Annotated in this window: 10 protein-coding genes and 1 riboswitch; of the genes, 3 read left to right on the top strand and 7 right to left on the bottom strand. The window is 46.6% G+C overall.

Annotation, left to right across the window (positions count from 1 at the left end; genetic code table 11):
* Positions 1 to 81: 81 nt before the first annotated feature.
* The 4 genes from thrA to metK all read right to left on the bottom strand — a co-directional run bounded on the left by thrA (position 82) and on the right by metK (position 8403).
* Positions 82 to 3468 carry a bifunctional aspartate kinase/homoserine dehydrogenase I gene (gene thrA / locus D2V93_RS12335; protein WP_119619721.1) on the bottom strand — a complete coding sequence of 1129 codons (3387 nt, stop codon included), beginning with the start codon at positions 3466 to 3468 and terminating at the stop codon, positions 82 to 84.
* A 41-nt stretch (positions 3469 to 3509) separates the two neighbouring features.
* Positions 3510 to 4790: an O-acetylhomoserine aminocarboxypropyltransferase/cysteine synthase family protein gene (locus tag D2V93_RS12330; protein WP_119619755.1), complete on the bottom strand. Its 1281-nt coding sequence runs from the start codon at positions 4788 to 4790 to the stop codon at positions 3510 to 3512.
* A gap of 107 nt (positions 4791 to 4897) precedes the next feature.
* A riboswitch (SAM riboswitch) is annotated at positions 4898 to 5004 on the bottom strand.
* Positions 5005 to 5101: 97 nt separating this feature from the next.
* Complete coding sequence (locus D2V93_RS12325) at positions 5102 to 7039, bottom strand: CocE/NonD family hydrolase (RefSeq protein WP_119619720.1); 1938 nt, start codon at positions 7037 to 7039, stop codon at positions 5102 to 5104.
* 110 nt (positions 7040 to 7149) lie between these two features.
* Positions 7150 to 8403, bottom strand: a complete 1254-nt coding sequence (metK, locus tag D2V93_RS12320) for a methionine adenosyltransferase (RefSeq protein WP_119619719.1) — start codon at positions 8401 to 8403, stop codon at positions 7150 to 7152.
* 332 nt (positions 8404 to 8735) lie between these two features.
* Between metK and D2V93_RS12315 the strand changes: the two genes are divergently transcribed.
* The 3 genes from D2V93_RS12315 to D2V93_RS12305 all read left to right on the top strand — a co-directional run bounded on the left by D2V93_RS12315 (position 8736) and on the right by D2V93_RS12305 (position 11051).
* Positions 8736 to 9350, top strand: a complete 615-nt coding sequence (locus D2V93_RS12315; RefSeq protein ID WP_072878413.1) for a deoxynucleoside kinase — start codon at positions 8736 to 8738, stop codon at positions 9348 to 9350.
* Positions 9351 to 9442: 92 nt separating this feature from the next.
* Entirely contained in the window at positions 9443 to 10192 is a 750-nt protein-coding gene (locus D2V93_RS12310) for a phosphatase PAP2 family protein (protein WP_119619718.1), read from the top strand.
* Positions 10193 to 10334: 142 nt separating this feature from the next.
* Positions 10335 to 11051 (top strand): energy transducer TonB, encoded by a 717-nt coding sequence (locus D2V93_RS12305; protein WP_119619717.1) that lies wholly within the window; start codon positions 10335 to 10337, stop codon positions 11049 to 11051.
* Positions 11052 to 11138: 87 nt separating this feature from the next.
* Here D2V93_RS12305 and D2V93_RS12300 read toward each other — a convergent pair whose 3' ends face one another.
* The 3 genes from D2V93_RS12300 to D2V93_RS12290 form a co-directional block, all read right to left on the bottom strand.
* The gene (locus D2V93_RS12300; protein WP_119619716.1) at positions 11139 to 13532 is read right to left on the bottom strand and encodes a sodium-translocating pyrophosphatase; all 2394 of its coding nucleotides are present in this window, start codon (positions 13530 to 13532) and stop codon (positions 11139 to 11141) included.
* Positions 13533 to 13644: 112 nt separating this feature from the next.
* Positions 13645 to 14172 carry an inorganic diphosphatase gene (locus tag D2V93_RS12295; RefSeq protein ID WP_072878405.1) on the bottom strand — a complete coding sequence of 176 codons (528 nt, stop codon included), beginning with the start codon at positions 14170 to 14172 and terminating at the stop codon, positions 13645 to 13647.
* A 76-nt stretch (positions 14173 to 14248) separates the two neighbouring features.
* Positions 14249 to 16744: a DUF5686 and carboxypeptidase-like regulatory domain-containing protein gene (locus D2V93_RS12290; RefSeq protein WP_119619754.1), complete on the bottom strand. Its 2496-nt coding sequence runs from the start codon at positions 16742 to 16744 to the stop codon at positions 14249 to 14251.
* Positions 16745 to 16801: the final 57 nt, after the last annotated feature.

Raw genomic sequence — 16801 nt, 5'->3', positions numbered from 1 at the left:
ACCGTTCCAACCGTAATTCATATACCATCTCGACTATACCCATCCAAATAGACTAAACAAGGTAGCTGAGCGTAGTCGAAGTTATATTTTCTCAGCTATTCTCAATATATCGCCAAAAACACCTCTTGCCGTTACAGCGGCACCTGCTCCGGCACCTTGGATCACCAATGGGTTTTCACCATAGGATTCTGTATAGATCTCAATAATGGAATCGGAGCCCTTGACCTGTCCCAATGCACTTTGTTTGGGCACGGAAACCAATTTCACCTCCAATATCCCCTTATCCTGATGAAGGTCGCCGTGCAGGTCCCCGACATATCTGAGGACATGACCTGGTTCTTGCTTCTTTTTAACTTCCTCATACACCTTGTCCATCTCCCCGATCCGATCAATGAACCCCTCAAAATCCAAGGTCTGCAATTCCTTTGGAATCAGGTTCTGTACTTCAATATCGGAAAACTCATTTTGAAGGTCCAACTCCCGGGCCAAGATCAATAGTTTCCTACCCACATCGTTCCCGGAAAGGTCTTCCCTTGGATCGGGTTCCGTGTACCCACTTTGCATGGCTTCTTTCACAATGGCCGAAAACGAGGCCTCCTTTTCCGAAAAGGTATTGAAAATATAGCTCAACGACCCAGAGAACACACCTTTGATCCGGGTAATGTTCTCTCCCGAAAGATGCAACAGTCTAATGGTATCGATCAATGGGAGACCTGCACCCACATTGGTCTCATACAGGTATTGCTTCTGGTTTTGGTCCAAGGATTTCCGAATGGACTTGTATTTCTCAAAACTCAAGGTGTTGGCTATCTTGTTGGAAGAGACCAGGTCAAAACCTTTCTTGATGAACGTTTCGTAGTGCTCCACAAAAGCGCTGCTGGCCGTATTGTCCACCGCAATAAGGTTTTCCAGATGGTGCTGTTTGGCAAAAGTAGCGACATCCTCTATCTGGTAGGGTTCGCCTTCTTTCTCCAACCGTTTTTTCCAATCGGGACCAATTCCTGAAGCATCCAACAATACTTTTTTGGAATTGGCGACCGCAAACACACGAAGACCTATTCCTTTTCTCGATTCTATGCTCTTTTCCGAATCCAAGATTTGATCGATCAAGGTGCCCCCAACATTGCCATGCCCAAAAATGGCCAGGTTGATTCGCTTTGCGATGCCAAAAATCTGTCCGTGCACCACATTGACCGCCTTGTGCAGATCCGACTTTTTCACGACTAAGCTCACATTCTTTCCTGTCACCGTGTTATTGAACAACAGGGGAATCACTTGGTTTTTGACCAAGGCATTGAAGGGTCTATGGAAACTACTCAAATCCATCCCCACAATGGAGATGACCGATACATCCTTCACCACGGTGATCTGGTTGATGTCCTGAGAGGAATAATCGGTCTCGAATTCCTGGTCCAGTACTTTTTTGGCCTTTTCCGCTTTGGATGCATCCACCACAAGGCCAATCCCCCTTTCGGACGATCCTTGCGAAATGATGCCAACGCTAATGCCATTTTGGCCCAACGCACGGAAGATACGCATATCCACACCCACTTTGCCCAACAGCCCCCTACCCTCTAGATTGATGAGGGCCATATGGTCCAGCACGGACAAGGATTTGATGCCCCCGTTCTCGGTCTTCGGTCCAATAAGCGTTCCTTCGTTTTCATCATTGAAGGTATTGCAGATCCGCAACGGAATATTCTTTTCGATAAGGGGTATGATGGTCTTCGCATGTAGGATATTGGCCCCGAAATTGGCCAGCTCGTTGGCTTCCCCATAGGAGATCACATCGATCAAGCGGGCATCCTTCACCAAATCGGGATTGGCCGTAAAGATGCCATCCACATGGGTGTAGTTGACCAGCTCCCCGGCATCCAGAAAGTTGGCCAGCAATGCTGCGGAATAATTGCTTCCATTTCTCCCCAAAGTCGTCGTGGAACCATCCCCGTTCGACCCAATAAATCCTGTGACCACGGCTATGGTGTCCTCATCCAATTTATGGAAATAGCGTATCACATTTTCTTTGGAGGTCCGTTGGTCCACCTCGGCATTGCTAAAGGTGTCGTCGGTCTTGATCAATTTTCGGGAGTCCAGCAGTTGTGCCTTAAGCCCTTGGGCATTCAGCAAGGTGGTCACTACCTTGGCAGAGATCAGCTCGCCGTAGGACAACACCTCATCCTTGGTCTTGAGGCTATAATCCCCGGTCAGGGAAACCCCATTGAGTATTTTTTGGATGGTTTTTAGTTCTTCTTCGATATCGACCCCTGCAAAGTCATTTTTTTGATAGGCCGCGAAATGGTCAAGATCCTGTTGAAAATCCTTCCCTTTTGCCGCTTTATCCAACAAGTCTTCCAACTCATCGGTAGCCTTGCCACGCGCCGATACCACCACGGCAAAGTGCTCTTTGTTCTCCGCCCTTTTGGCAATCACTTTCAGCACTCTTTCGATGCCTTCGCCGTTGGCCAAGGATTTCCCACCGAACTTCAACACTTTGATGCGCTCTGTCTTTCCATTTTTCTGAAAAACGGTCTCCAACAACTTTTCCAATTGTTCAAACTCCATCAAAAAGGCATCGTGGCCATGGAGCGACTGCACTTCACCATAGGTGACATTGGTACTGGCTTGGGCCAATCTTTTGAAGGTCTCCCGATTTTCCTCCGCGGTGAAGAACAGATCGGAATTGACCCCGATGATATGGATCTTCATATCGCTTTCCTGCAATGCCTTGAAGGCCTCATCCCCATTACGGGTGATGTCGATGGTCTTTAGCAATTGGTTCATCAACTTGTAGGCGGACAACTGGAAACGTTCCTGGAGTTTTTTCCCGTGGTGCATCAACCAGCTCTCCACATTGAAAACCTGAAGTTCTTCGTTCGTACTCCGTTTGAATCGCTCCTTGAAAGATTCGGGTGTGCGGTAGCAAAGCATCGCATGCATGCGGGCATCGTGCACCGGCTGTTTGGAATTCACCAAGAACTGTTCCTGGATCTGGCAATTGGCAATTAACCAATCTGTTGATTTCCAATCAGATGCCACAGGAACCAAATGTTCTGTAATGTTGGGGTTGAATGCTGCCATCTCCCAAGCGATGCCGCCGCCCAAAGAACCTCCTATGATGGCGTACAGTTTTTCAATCTTCAATTGTTCCAGTCCCAAAAGAAACAGTCTGGCAATATCCCCGGCCACAAAATCCTTGTAGTTCTCGATGACAAAACCATCATAACCGTTGCCCGGAATATTGAAGGCCAAAATGGTGTACTTTTCGGTATTGATACATTTCCCTTCCCCGATCAGATCGGACCACCAGCCATTCTCCCCGGCAACATCGGAATTGCCCGTAAGGGCATGGTTCACCATCACCACCGGGGCCGAGTGCAGGGGCTGCCCGAACAATTGATAGGACAATTGCAGGTCCTGGACTTTGCCACTCTGGGTAGAAAATTGATCGATTTTCAAATACTGTAACATATATGTATGCTATGATTTATTCTTCTGCGTGTAAAAAATAATTATTTTCCTATGCCTGCAAATGCACTTTCCAAATCGGCTTTCAGGTCGGACAGATCTTCCAAACCGACGGACAAACGAATCAAGTCCTTGGTCACACCTGTTGATTCCTGTTGTGCATCATCCAATTGTTGGTGTGTGGTACTTGCCGGATGGATAATTAGCGATTTGGTATCCCCAATATTGGCCAAAAGAGAGAAAATCTTGGTTTCATCCGCTATTTTCTTGGCCGATTCAAATCCGCCCTTCACCCCAAAGGTAACAATACCACTTTGACCCTTTGGCAAATACGCATCGGACAGAGTCTTGTATTTGCTGGATTCCAGCCCAGGATAGTTCACCCAAGTGACCTCGTCTCTACTTTCCAACCATTGGGCCAAGGCCAAAGCATTTTCACTGTGCTTTTTCATACGTATTTCCAAGGTTTCCAAGCCTTGGATGATCTGGAATGCATTGTATGGACTCAAACAGGCCCCATGGTCACGCAATCCCTCGATTCGCACTTTGGCAATAAACGCCGCGGGACCCAAGGCTTCGTGATAGACCAATCCATGGTATCCTTGCGAAGGTTCTGTAAATTCAGGGAATTTTCCATTGGCCCAGTCAAATGTCCCAGCATCAATGATTACTCCTCCCATGGTGGTCCCGTTCCCGTTGATGTACTTTGTCAAGGAGTGCACCACAATATTGGCGCCGTGCGCAATGGGGTTCAACAGTGCCGGTGAGGCTACGGTATTGTCCACAATGAGTGGCACCTTGGCCACCTTGGCTTCCTTCGAAATGACTTTTAAATCCAGCACGTCCAACTTTGGATTTCCCAAGGATTCCACAAAGAAGGCCTTGGTATTGCCCTGAACCGCTTTGCCAAAATTGGCAGGGTCCGAAGGGTCCACAAAGGTGGTCGTAATGCCCAGACGGGGCAAGGTCACATTGAACAGGTTGTAGGTTCCGCCATATAAACTATTGGACGATACGATATGGTCCCCCGCCTTCAACAAGACCAACAAGGCCGTGTTGATGGCAGCCGTTCCCGAGGAAGTCACCACAGAGGCTATCCCCCCTTCCAGTGTGGCCAACCGCTGTTCCAAGATATCGTTGGTCGGATTGTTGAGCCTTGTGTAGATGTAACCCGGCTCACTTAAGGAGAAAAGATTGGCGGCATGGTCCGAATCCCTGAACACATAGGACGTGGTCTGGTATATAGGCACTGCCCGTGTCCCTCCATTAGCGGCCACATCATGGCCAGCATGCAATGCATTGGTTGAAAATTTTTGATCACTCATGACTTTTGTTTTTTTAAAAATTATAAAATAAAAAGTCAAACTCCCATGGTACGTACAGCATGGAAAAATCAAAAAGTTATAAGAAAGTGAAATCGAAAAGTCGATTGTCGTTATCTATTCCCATCGGGATAGAATGTAGCACCTTCTTGACATCGAGAGCCAAGGGTTGCTAAGGCTTCAAAGGGTCTATTCCCTCCACCTTTCTTGATAACTAATCAATACGTGTTTGAACTTTGTTGGGCAAATATACTGATGGAAAGATGGAATTTCCTAATCTTTCGGTAAAAATTCACCAAAACGTAGCTTCCCCTCTATTTCAATACCGTGAACTCAATGTTCGAATCCGTGAAAACGGTGTGGGTCTGAGTCTTGAAGTCCGATTCATCGGCCTTGAAGATATTCTCCACATAGGTCTGCGGGTTCAAATCGATGAGCGGGAACCAGGTACTTTGTACCTGCACCTGCAATTTGTGACCTTTCTTGAAGGTATGGAACACATCCTGCAACTTGATGTTCACATTTGTTTTTTGGTTGGGCGTAAAAGGTTCGGGGTCGGAAAAACTGTTCCTGAACCGCCCACGCATCACCTCGCTTCGCACCATCAAATGGTAATTGCTCATCTTGAGGTGGTTCTGCATTTCTTCATTGGTCTCGGTATCCGCCGGGTGCACATCGATGATCTTTACAATCCAATCCGCGGCAGTACCTGTTGTGGCCACTTTCAAATGGGCAAGGATATCCCCGGCCAAGGTGAGATCATCTTCCAGAATATCGGTTTCAAAAACAAGCACATCGGAACGTCTGGCCGCAAAACGTTGATCGTCTGTCATATATTTTCGCGGAGTGAACACGGTCTTGATATCTTCGGAGTAGGGCACCGGTTTCTTGATGTCACTGATGAACTGGATACCCGTTGCCCCATTTTGTGCTTCGGTCAGCTCTTGGTCCTCGGAAAGATACATGGTCTGCTTCGATGCATTTTCCGGGGGCCAAGTATCATAGGTCTTCCATTCTTTTTTGCCCGTATCGAAAACATAGGCTTCGGGCAAGCCTGAATCTGGACTTCCGTCTCCTTTCAGAAAGTGATTGAAGAATTTGGTTTCAATGTCCTTCTGGAAAAACAATGAAATGGAATCCCCAAAATAATAATTGCCCACTACGTTCCTGTCCACGGTTCGGGCCCAGCCGCCGTGATCCCATGGACCAAAGACCATGGTATTGTAGTTGCCCTCATTGTATTTTTCAATGTTCTTATAGGTCTCCAAGGGTCCGTAGAGGTCTTCCGCATCGAACCAACCGCCCACGATCATAGTGGCCACGCTGCTCTTCACATTTTTGAGATGTTGGATCAGTCCTTTGGACTGCCACATTTCATCATAATTGGGATGTTCCTTGAGTTCGTTCCAGAAATAATCATCGGTGACGCCTTCCGGACGCATGGTGGGGGTATCTGCTGTTTCGTATTCAAAAAAGTAGTCCAGATTCTTCAACGGACCTGCATCCAAAAAGAATTGGTATTGATCTTCGGTGGGCAGACTTGGCAAGGTATACCAAGCTGTATCGATAGGCTGGTCGCCATTGGGCCTAGGGGTTCCAAACAGGGAAGTCGCCCTGAAATAGCTCAGTAGATAGGCTCCATTATGGTGGAAATCATCAAAAAAGAAATCCCCGATACAGGCCTGGGGCGATGCTGCCTTCAACGCTGGGTGTGCATCCACAGTGGCATAGGTGGCGTAATAACCGGGATATGAAATACCCCAGACACCTACATTACCGTTGTTGTTTTCCACATTGTTGACCAACCATTCTATGGTGTCATACGTATCGGAACTTTCATCCACTTGGTCATTGGAGGTCTTGTCGGGAATATAGGCCCGCATGTTCTCATAGTGCCCTTCGCTGAGCCAACGTCCGCGGACATCTTGATAGACGATGATGTTCCCTTCCTTCATCAAATGCTCATTGGGCCCGATCTTGGTCCTAAAATTGCCTTCCCCATAGGGTTGTGAGCTATAGGGCGTACGTTGCATGATGATGGGATATTCCTTGGAAGTATCCTTTGGGGAATATATGGTAGTGTGCAGTTTTATCCCGTCCCGCATTTCAATGTCCACCTCTTTCTTGGTGTAATGATCGGCCACATAGGTATCAACAACTGGCTGCTCTTCGGTCTTTACAGTTTTCTTGCAGCTTACGGTAAAAACCAACAAACAAATGCTAAGAATCAGGATTTTGGCTGGACTTTTCATCATGGGATATTTTTGATTCCCTAAATCTACTAAAGTTCCCTAGAGTATGCCAATAAAAAAAGGAGCCCTTCCATAGAGCTCCTTTCTTTTTTATGTGAATGAATGTTGGATTATAACCCAAATGCTGATTTCACCTTGTCCACCATATCCAGTTTTTCCCAAGTGAAGAGCTCCACTTCTTTTTCGATCCTTCCATTGTAGGGGGACTCGAACACCTTGGTCAAGGTTTGGGGTTCTTTGCCCAAATGTCCATAAGCAGCGGTTTCCAGATATATGGGATTGCGCAGTTTTAGACGTTCCTCAATGGCAAAAGGCCGCATATCGAAAAGCTCAGCTGCCTTCTTGGCAATCTCACCATCACTTAGTTTTACGTTGGATGAACCATAGGTTTCCACAAAAATGGAGGTCGGTTCCACCACCCCGATAGCATAACTGACCTGCACTAAGATTTCATCGGCCACCCCGGCAGCGACCAAGTTCTTTGCCATGTGTCGCGCGGCATAAGCAGCACTTCGGTCCACCTTGCTCGGGTCTTTGCCACTAAAAGCACCTCCACCATGGGCTCCCTTACCTCCGTAGGTATCCACAATGATCTTTCTACCGGTCAGTCCAGTATCGCCATGTGGTCCACCAATCACAAACTTTCCGGTAGGGTTGATGTGGTATTTGATCTTATCGTTGAAAAGTTTTTGGATATCCTCCGGCAACAGGCTTTTCACCTCGGGGATAAGAATATTGATGATATCTTCCTTGATCTGGGCGAGCATTACCTCATCCGTAGCAAATTCATCGTGCTGGGTAGAAACTACTATGGTATCGATACGCTGTGGCACGTTGTCATCGGAATATTCAATGGTTACCTGGGACTTGGCATCGGGACGCAGATAACTGATCCGTTTCCCTTCCCTGCGCAAATCGGCAAGTACCTGCAAAATCTTATGTGAAATATCCAACGCCAAAGGCATGTAGTTATCGGTTTCCTTAGTAGCATAACCGAACATCATACCCTGGTCACCGGCACCTTGCTCTTCCTTACTGCCCCGGTCTACCCCTTGGTTGATGTCCTGCGACTGTTCGTGGATCAATGAGATCACCCCACAGGAATCGCCACTGAACTTATATTCGCCCTTGGTATAGCCAATATTGTTGATGACCTCCCTGGCAATGCTCTGCAGGTCCACATAAGTATGGCTCTTCACCTCGCCGGCCAAGACCACCTGACCCGTGGTCACCAAGGTCTCGCAGGCCACTTTGCTCTCAGGGTCAAAGGCCAAAAAATTATCCAATAGGGCATCACTGATCTGGTCCGCGATCTTATCCGGATGGCCCTCACTAACAGATTCTGATGTAAACAAATATGGCATTGTTCTTATTTATATGGAATTGTTCTGACAGATGCCCAATAAAGAAGTTCGCGACCCTTGAAGAGTGGTGCCGGGCAAAACCCAACACGAACTGCTTTAGCATTTTTCTTGTGCCAAACCATTTTGGCAACGGAGGTTGCAATCAGTCAAATCTTTCCTCGTTCTGATGGGCAAAAGTACGTATTTGAATCATATTTCAAAACTTTGTTCCCTGAGGTTTGCTCCTTTTCCATTTCGTCCAGTTTTTTTTCTTGAAGTGGATATACTTTGTATATTGCGCCGATTAGATTTCCCTAGTCCTCGAACACCAACATCATAAACACCAATATCTTATGCACATTGCAGTAGCAGGAAACATTGGCGCCGGAAAGACCACCCTGACCAACTTGCTTGCAAAACACTACAAGTGGGACGCCCATTTTGAGGACGTAGTGGACAATCCCTATCTGGATGATTTCTATACCCAGATGGAACGCTGGAGCTTTAATCTGCAGATTTACTTCCTGAACAGTCGCTACCGACAGATCTTGAAGATCAGGGAAAGTGGGAAGGATGTGATCCAAGATCGAACCATTTATGAGGATGCCCATATCTTTGCACCCAACCTCCATGCCATGGGCCTGATGACCAACCGTGATTTTGAGAACTACAGGAGTCTTTTTGAGTTGATGGAGAGTTTGGTTGAGCCACCGGACCTATTGATCTACCTCCGCAGTTCCATTCCCAATTTGGTGAACCAGATCCACAAACGTGGCCGGGATTATGAAAATTCCATTTCCATTGATTACCTCAGCCGCCTGAACGAGCGCTACGAGGCTTGGGCCAATACTTATGCCAAAGGCAAATTGCTCATTTTTGATGTGGACGACCTGGATTTTGTATCCGATCCTGAAGACCTGGGCAAGGTTATCAATCGCATCGACGCAGAGATCCATGGGTTGTTTTAAGACGATTAAGGGCAACGCCCATCCATTATTCCCAACCTCTTTTTATGTATTTATTTGCTTTGCAATGATGAACATCCTATGCTCTACTTGGAATGAAATGTATTAAAATATTATTATTTGCAGGGTTCCTGGTCTCGTCCCTCACATTTGGACAAAAAACCAAGACAGATTCCCTACCTCCTTCCAGCCTTCCGTTCAAATACAAATCCCTCATCATCCCGACAGCCTTGATCACTTATGGAATCATCGGTCTGGAAAGCCATCAACTGAAATTCATCAACTCCGACATCAAAAACGAGATCAGCGAACACATCGATACCAAGTTTACCATCGATGACATCTCACAGTACAGTCCATTTTTATCGGTTTATGGCCTAAATGCCATTGGCATCAAAGGAAAGAACAATTTTAAGGACAGGACTGTGGTCTTGGGCACCGCCTATCTCATTATGGGAACCACCGTGAACGTTGTCAAAAAAGTTTCCAACGAGGAACGCCCCGACGGATCTTCCAAAAACTCTTTTCCTTCTGGCCATACCGCCACGGCTTTCATGGGGGCCGAATTTTTATATCAGGAATACAAGGATGTATCCGTTTGGTATGGCATCACAGGTTATGTTGTGGCTGCCGGCACCGGTTTCTTCAGAATGTACAACGACCGCCATTGGCTCACCGATGTGACCGCAGGTGCGGGAATCGGTATGCTCAGTACCAAAATTGCCTATTGGATCCATCCCTGGGTCAAAAGGACCCTTTTCAAGGATGGGGAAACGATGGATGGACTGGTCATGCCCTTTTACAATGGGAAAGAATGGGGCGTGGGAATTTCCTTGGGATTCTAATACACTCGTATTTCTTTAAATAATTGTTCCATTTCCCTCACCCAAACGGCCCGTTCCCTCATTTCCCCTTTTAATAGGTTGATTTTCAAAGTAGTTTAGACCAACTGTTAACTACGCCCCTTGGGCCAAAAACTTGAAAATCATGGAACCGAAAAAGAACCAAAAACTGGACCCCAACCGAAACAACCTACTCTATTTTTTTGTGGGAATGACAATGATGCTACTCATGGCCTTTTTGGCCTTGGAGTGGAAGACCTTTTATTCAAGTGATGAATGGGACAGAGCTACCCTGAAAATCCAAGACGAATTGATCGAGGAAGCACCCATCACCATGCAAAAATTGCCCGACCCGCCCAAACCCAAGATCCAATCCCCTCCAGAAATTAAAATTGAAAAGGATGACACGGAAATTATAGAAACCGTCATAGAATCTTCAGAAACCGACCAGAATGAGGAGATTGCCGAAATTGAAGACATAGCCGTAGCCGAAGAAGATATTCCCGATCAGATTCCCTTTATCCTTATCGAAAACGCCCCTGTTTTTCCAGGGTGCGAAAACGAAAAGACCGAAAAAGAAAAAAGGGAATGTTTTCAGGAAATGATGCAGAACCATATCCGGAAAAACTTCCGCTACCCAGAATTGGCCCAAGAAATGGGCATAGAGGGCAGGGTGAACGTCATTTTTGTAATCCAAAAGGATGGCAGCATCGGAAACGTACAAATGCGCGGACCGGACAAGAGCTTGGAGGCAGAAGCGGCCCGAATCATTTCCAAACTGCCCAAAATGGCACCGGGCAAGCAACGAGGCACTGCCGTGAAGGTTCCCTATTCCATTCCCATCACTTTTGTATTAAACTAATTATGTTTAAGATTATATCCTTAAAACTCACCCCATAAAAAAACCACGCCTAGGCGTGGTTTTTTCAGCTTTGTGGTAAAGCGAGCGCTAATTCTTTGCCTTAGCACTGTTTTTATAGGCTTCCACCAATTTTTCCACTTCTTCCTTGGTGTCAGCGACAAATTCCTTGGTTTCTTCCTTCAACTCACCATTGACCTCAGTACTTGAGGTAACAACAGCTTTGTAGGCTCCTTCTGCCGTATTGCTCATCTCGATACGGATCTGCTTTTCGATGGTTCTGGACTCTTTCATACCATCTTCTGAAATGGTAATGGTAGTTCCATCTCCCTTGGTCATACTGATACCATCCTCAGAAGAAAGGTTCACCAAACTGGGAGCTATCACGAGGGCCACAACGGACATCAATTTCAACAAGATGTTCAATGATGGACCCGAGGTATCCTTGAAGGGATCTCCCACGGTATCCCCAACTACGGCGGCCTTGTGGGCATCGGTTCCTTTTCGTCCATCTGCCTCAATCATTTTCTTTGCGTTGTCCCAGGCTCCCCCTGCATTGGATTGGAATATCGCCATCAATACCCCGCAAGTGGTCACTCCGGCCAAGAGACCCCCAAGCATTTCGGCATGTCCTATAAAACCAACGGCCACGGGCACCGCTATTGCCAACAATCCTGGCAATACCATTTCCTTGATTGAAGCTTTTGTAGAAATGGCCACACATTTCTGGTAATCGGCATGGCCATCGGCAGCATCAAAAATAGCCCTGTCCTCGGCAGATGCCTTGGACATATCGGAGTCATATTTCCGCATCACGGCCAAAGCTGCGTTGAGCTGTGGAATATCCTTAAACTGGCGACGAACTTCTTCAATCATGGCCATCGCAGCACGCCCTACCGCATTCATGGAAAGGGCAGAAAACACAAAGGGCAGCATTCCCCCGATCAAAAGACCGGCCATCACCTTCGGTTTTGAAACATCAATGGACGTAACATTCGCAACCTGCATAAATGCAGCAAATAGTGCCAAAGCGGTCAAAGCGGCCGAAGCAATGGCAAAACCTTTACCAATAGCAGCCGTAGTATTCCCAACAGCGTCCAATTTATCCGTACGTTCACGGACTTCATGTGGTAATTCTGCCATTTCAGCAATTCCCCCTGCATTATCGGAAATAGGCCCATAAGCATCAACGGCCAATTGGATACCTGTGTTGGCCAACATTCCCACGGCGGCAATCGCAATTCCATAAAGTCCCGCAAAATGGTGCGAAACCAAAATGGCAATTGCAATCAACAAAATTGGAACCATGGTCGACATCATACCTACCCCAAGACCTGCAATGATATTTGTTGCGGCACCCGTTTCGGATTGACGCACGATCGAGCTCACCGGTTTGGTCCCGGTACCTGTATAATATTCTGTTATCTTACCAACGCCCAAACCGGCAATAAGACCTGCTATGGTGGCCCAAAAAATTCCCATCGCTCCGTATGGCAGACCCTCAACCGATTCTGGAATCATGGCATTTATTATAAAATAGGAAACTATCACCATCAAAATGGCCGAGCCAAACTCGCCAATGTTCAATGCTGTTTGTGGATTTCCCCCATCTTTTACTTTTACAAAGAAGGTTCCAATGATCGACATCACGATACCCACCGCGGCCAATACCAATGGAAGGTAAACCGCACCCAATCCTTCAAAATCCGGAGTTATGATAAACGCTCCCAAAACCATTGTACCAATGATAGATCCCACATACGATTCGAACAGGTCCGCTCCCATCCCTGCAACGTCACCGACGTTATCTCCTACGTTATCCGCAATGGTAGCAGGGTTCAAAGGATGATCTTCGGGGATTCCCGCTTCCACTTTTCCGACCAAATCTGCTCCTACATCGGCCGCTTTGGTATAAATACCTCCACCAACGCGGGCAAACAAGGCTATCGAGGATGCTCCCATGGAAAATCCTGTAAGCACATTCAAGACCATTGACAGATTATCTGCTCCCGGCCACATTTCCTGGTACAACCAGAATAAGGTACTCAATCCCAAAACACCAAGACCTACAACTCCAAGGCCCATGACGGCACCTCCGGCAAAGGCAACTTCCAGGGCCTTGCCCAAAGAGGTCCTTGCGGCATTTGTGGTCCTGACATTGGCCTTTGTGGCCACCTTCATCCCGATAAATCCTGCCAAGGCTGAACAGATGGCGCCCACAATAAAGGAAACGGCCACCATACCATTGGAACCTGCCTCATTGCTTCCCTTGAAATACAAAAGAATGGCGACGGCAACCACAAAAATGCCGAGTATCTTATATTCCGCTTTTAGAAATGACATGGCACCATCGGCAATGTTCTTGGCAATCCGTGCCATTTTTTCGTTCCCGACCTCTTGTTTGGAAATCCATACGTTTTTAATGAAAACGTACAACAGGCCCAAGACACCGAACACGGGCAGAAATTTTACGATCAAATCCATAATTTGAGTTGTTTAAGAAATTTTTAACGGCTGCTAAAGTAGTAAAATACGAAGTAATAAAAAAAATACGCCATTGTTTATAAATGGCGTATTTTTTTATCTCTATTATTATCTATATGGTATAGGTTCGTTTCTTTTTGTGCTCACTTTCATCGTAGCGTTTCACACATTCGTGGTAAATCTGGATGGCCTCTTCCACACCACCCCAGCCACCGGTGTCCACTTTCTTTTTTTCAAGGTCCTTATACACTTGAAAAAAGTGCTCTATTTCCTTCAACCTGTGCGGGTTAAGCTCACTGATATCGTCCCTCTTGCTCCAGATGGGATCGGACACGGGCACACAGATCAATTTTTCATCGGGTCCTTTTTCATCGGTCATGTGAAAGACCCCAACGGGCTTCACCTCCATCACCACCATAGGGTAGGTAGGCTCCGTTCCCAGCACGAGGACATCCAAGGGATCGTGGTCCAGGGCCAAGGTCTCTGGCACAAAACCATAATCGCCGGGATACATCATGGAAGAAAACAGGGTACGATCGAACCGTATTTTATGTAAAGTGAAATCGTATTCGTATTTGTTTCTGCTCCCCTTTGGAATTTCGATGAGCACGTCAAAGGTGACTGTTTGTTTTTTGGACATTCTTGAAGTTTTAATTTGGTGCAAAAATAACCAGTATAGCTGGAATAGGGCAAATAAATTGCTGTATTCGCATCAATTAAAAGTTAAATCCGAAGGTTCCCGTGATTCCGAAGCGACGTGCATCGGGATTGTCCAAATAATTGCCCCTAAAATTAAAGTCGATCCGCAATATCTTGAAAATGTTCCCCACCCCGATGGAATATTCCCAATAGATCTGGTCTTCTGGGGCCATTAATGGGATATTGGTGGGTGCACTAAGTGCGATGTTCTCATCGGACAATTGTCCCCAAGCCCCCCTGAGCCCCACAATCTCCCGTAGGTTGAACTTGCGCAACAAGGGAACCCGAGAAAATAGGCGCCCATTGAAATTATGTTCCAAGTGCACGGTGGCATAGGTGTCGGTCACAAACTCATAAAAATCGAGGTTGGGAAACACATTGTACAGTGAAAAAAGGGTCTGGTTACCGGGAATGACGCTCAATAGACTCAAAGGGACCTCGCCAAAGGTCTTGCCCAGTTCCACACTACTCGTCAAACGGCCCAATCCCCCAATCTGCCAGGGCTGCCTGTATGAAAACTGTAATCGTTCGTAATCGAAGTCGCTTTCCAGAAAACCGCTGATACCTTTGGTATAGTTGAGCACCAGGGTGCTGTAATCGTCATTGATGTTGGCCCTTTCCACCCCATACCCAATGGTCCGTTTGCCCGGGGTATAGATCAATGTCGTGTTCAGGTCCAGCTGTTTTACTTCGGATGATATACCCGTTGGGGAGCTAGGGTCCACATAATCCAGATTGAAGGCTTCGGGCAATGCGGAACTCAGGGTCCGGAACGAGCTGCCCACACTGATCCTAAAGTTTTTCACGGGCTCCATCTCCACATTGAAGGTGGACAGGTTGATGTTGGTCAGCCTATTGTTGGAACCGACCGTGACCAAGGAAGACGATGCAATGCTCCTCCCCAAGACGTCGTTGGTACTGGTGAGACTGAGGCCCAACTGCTCAATGTCCCTTCGGTTACCTCCCGAAATGATGAGCCTGTTCTTTCGGTCCAGCAGAAACTTGCCCGAAAATCCGTGCTTGAACTTCTTGTCATCAAAGCCATAGGCCATGTAGCCTTCCAGACGCCAAGTGTCATTTTGGCCAAAATAGGTCCGTGCACCGCCCCTCAACCGGATTCCTTCGGCATCGTTATACCCAAAAGTGCTGTAGATGTCCCCGATGTCGATGTTCCATTTGTCTATTTCGACATAGCCCGAACCCAAGATGCTGACAATGTCATAATAGGTCCTGAATTTGGGTACGGTCTTCAAAGTGTCCAGCAATTTGAAGATCCCGGACTCATCATCGTTCAGGTTTTCCAAACGGGCATTCTTCCAGAACACACTGTCCTGCGAGAACACCCTTGGATCATAGGGATCGGAGGCCGCTTTGTAAAATTCCTCTGGGCGGTTGGTATTGAAATTATAATTGTCATAGACCGTCGTGCGCTTGCCATAGACCCCTTTTGATTCTTCCTTTTTGGAGAAACTGAAATCGCTCAGCATATAGTCCCGTTTGAGCAAAAAGACCGAATCGCTCACCACGTTGAACTCCTGCTCAATATAGATTTCCTTCACCCAGTTGATGTTGGCACTTTTAGTGACCTGCATGTTGATCTTCTTAATGGCGAAGGTGGTGTCGTTCACCCAAAAATCCCCTTTGAAGGTGAGCTCGTTCTTCCGCCTGGGGTAATAAATGATGTTATAGCACCATTTGTTGTCGATGAAGGTGCTGTCCGAAAGCACATAATTATAGGTGTCGATCCCGGTTTTGGACAGTGGACTGGTAAAACTCTTGTCAAAAAATTTCAGATAGTTGTCATAAATGTCATAATCCGAATACAGGTCCTCCACAAAGGCCGTGATGGCCTGGTTGCCACTGAACCCGGAACTCTTGTTGCCCAGCACATCTTCTTTTTCCTTTTCAATCGTGTTGTCCCCATAGACTTTTGAGAAAGTCTCGTTCAAAAAGATGGGGAGGTAGGTTTTCCCCGTTATCCGGGAAGTGTCCAAATCCTCAAACATGAACTCCAACCCTCTGAAGAGTTTACTTTTAATCAAGGCACTGTCAATCGTGTTGAGATCGAACTCCACCTTTTCGTATTTGTCATACTGGTACTGCTTGAACTTCCGAACCCCGTTCACGCGTTTTTTTTCCCATATTTTCTTAAGGATATCAATAGCAGGGTTGTTCTTTTTGGATTGTTTACCGGTATAGATCACCACTTCCTTCAACTGTTCTGCAGATTCCGTCAGTACGATCTCCATCCCATAGTTCACTTTTTGCGTGAGCGGGATCTCTTTGGCCTCATAGCCCATAAAAGACACCTTTATGGTTTTATAGGTATTGTCCGATTCAAAATAGAAACGGCCATTATCGTTCGTGATGGTGCCTTCGGTCGAACCCGTGAAGATGATATTGGCAAAGGCAATGGGCGTTCCAAATTCATCCAAGACGATTCCCTCGATCTTTGTCTGGGAAAAGGCAGTTAAAAAAGTAAGGCAGAAAAAAACAAGGAGATATCTTTTCATGTTCAGATATATGGGACAATAAGGGATAACCACCAAAGGTTTCCCGTTCTCAATTTC

The sequence above is a fragment of the Flagellimonas taeanensis genome (assembly GCF_003584105.1).
In the GTDB taxonomy this organism is placed as follows: domain Bacteria; phylum Bacteroidota; class Bacteroidia; order Flavobacteriales; family Flavobacteriaceae; genus Flagellimonas; species Flagellimonas taeanensis.
Note: the sequence above shows the minus strand (reverse complement) of the source record. Positions and strands in the feature narration are given on the sequence as shown.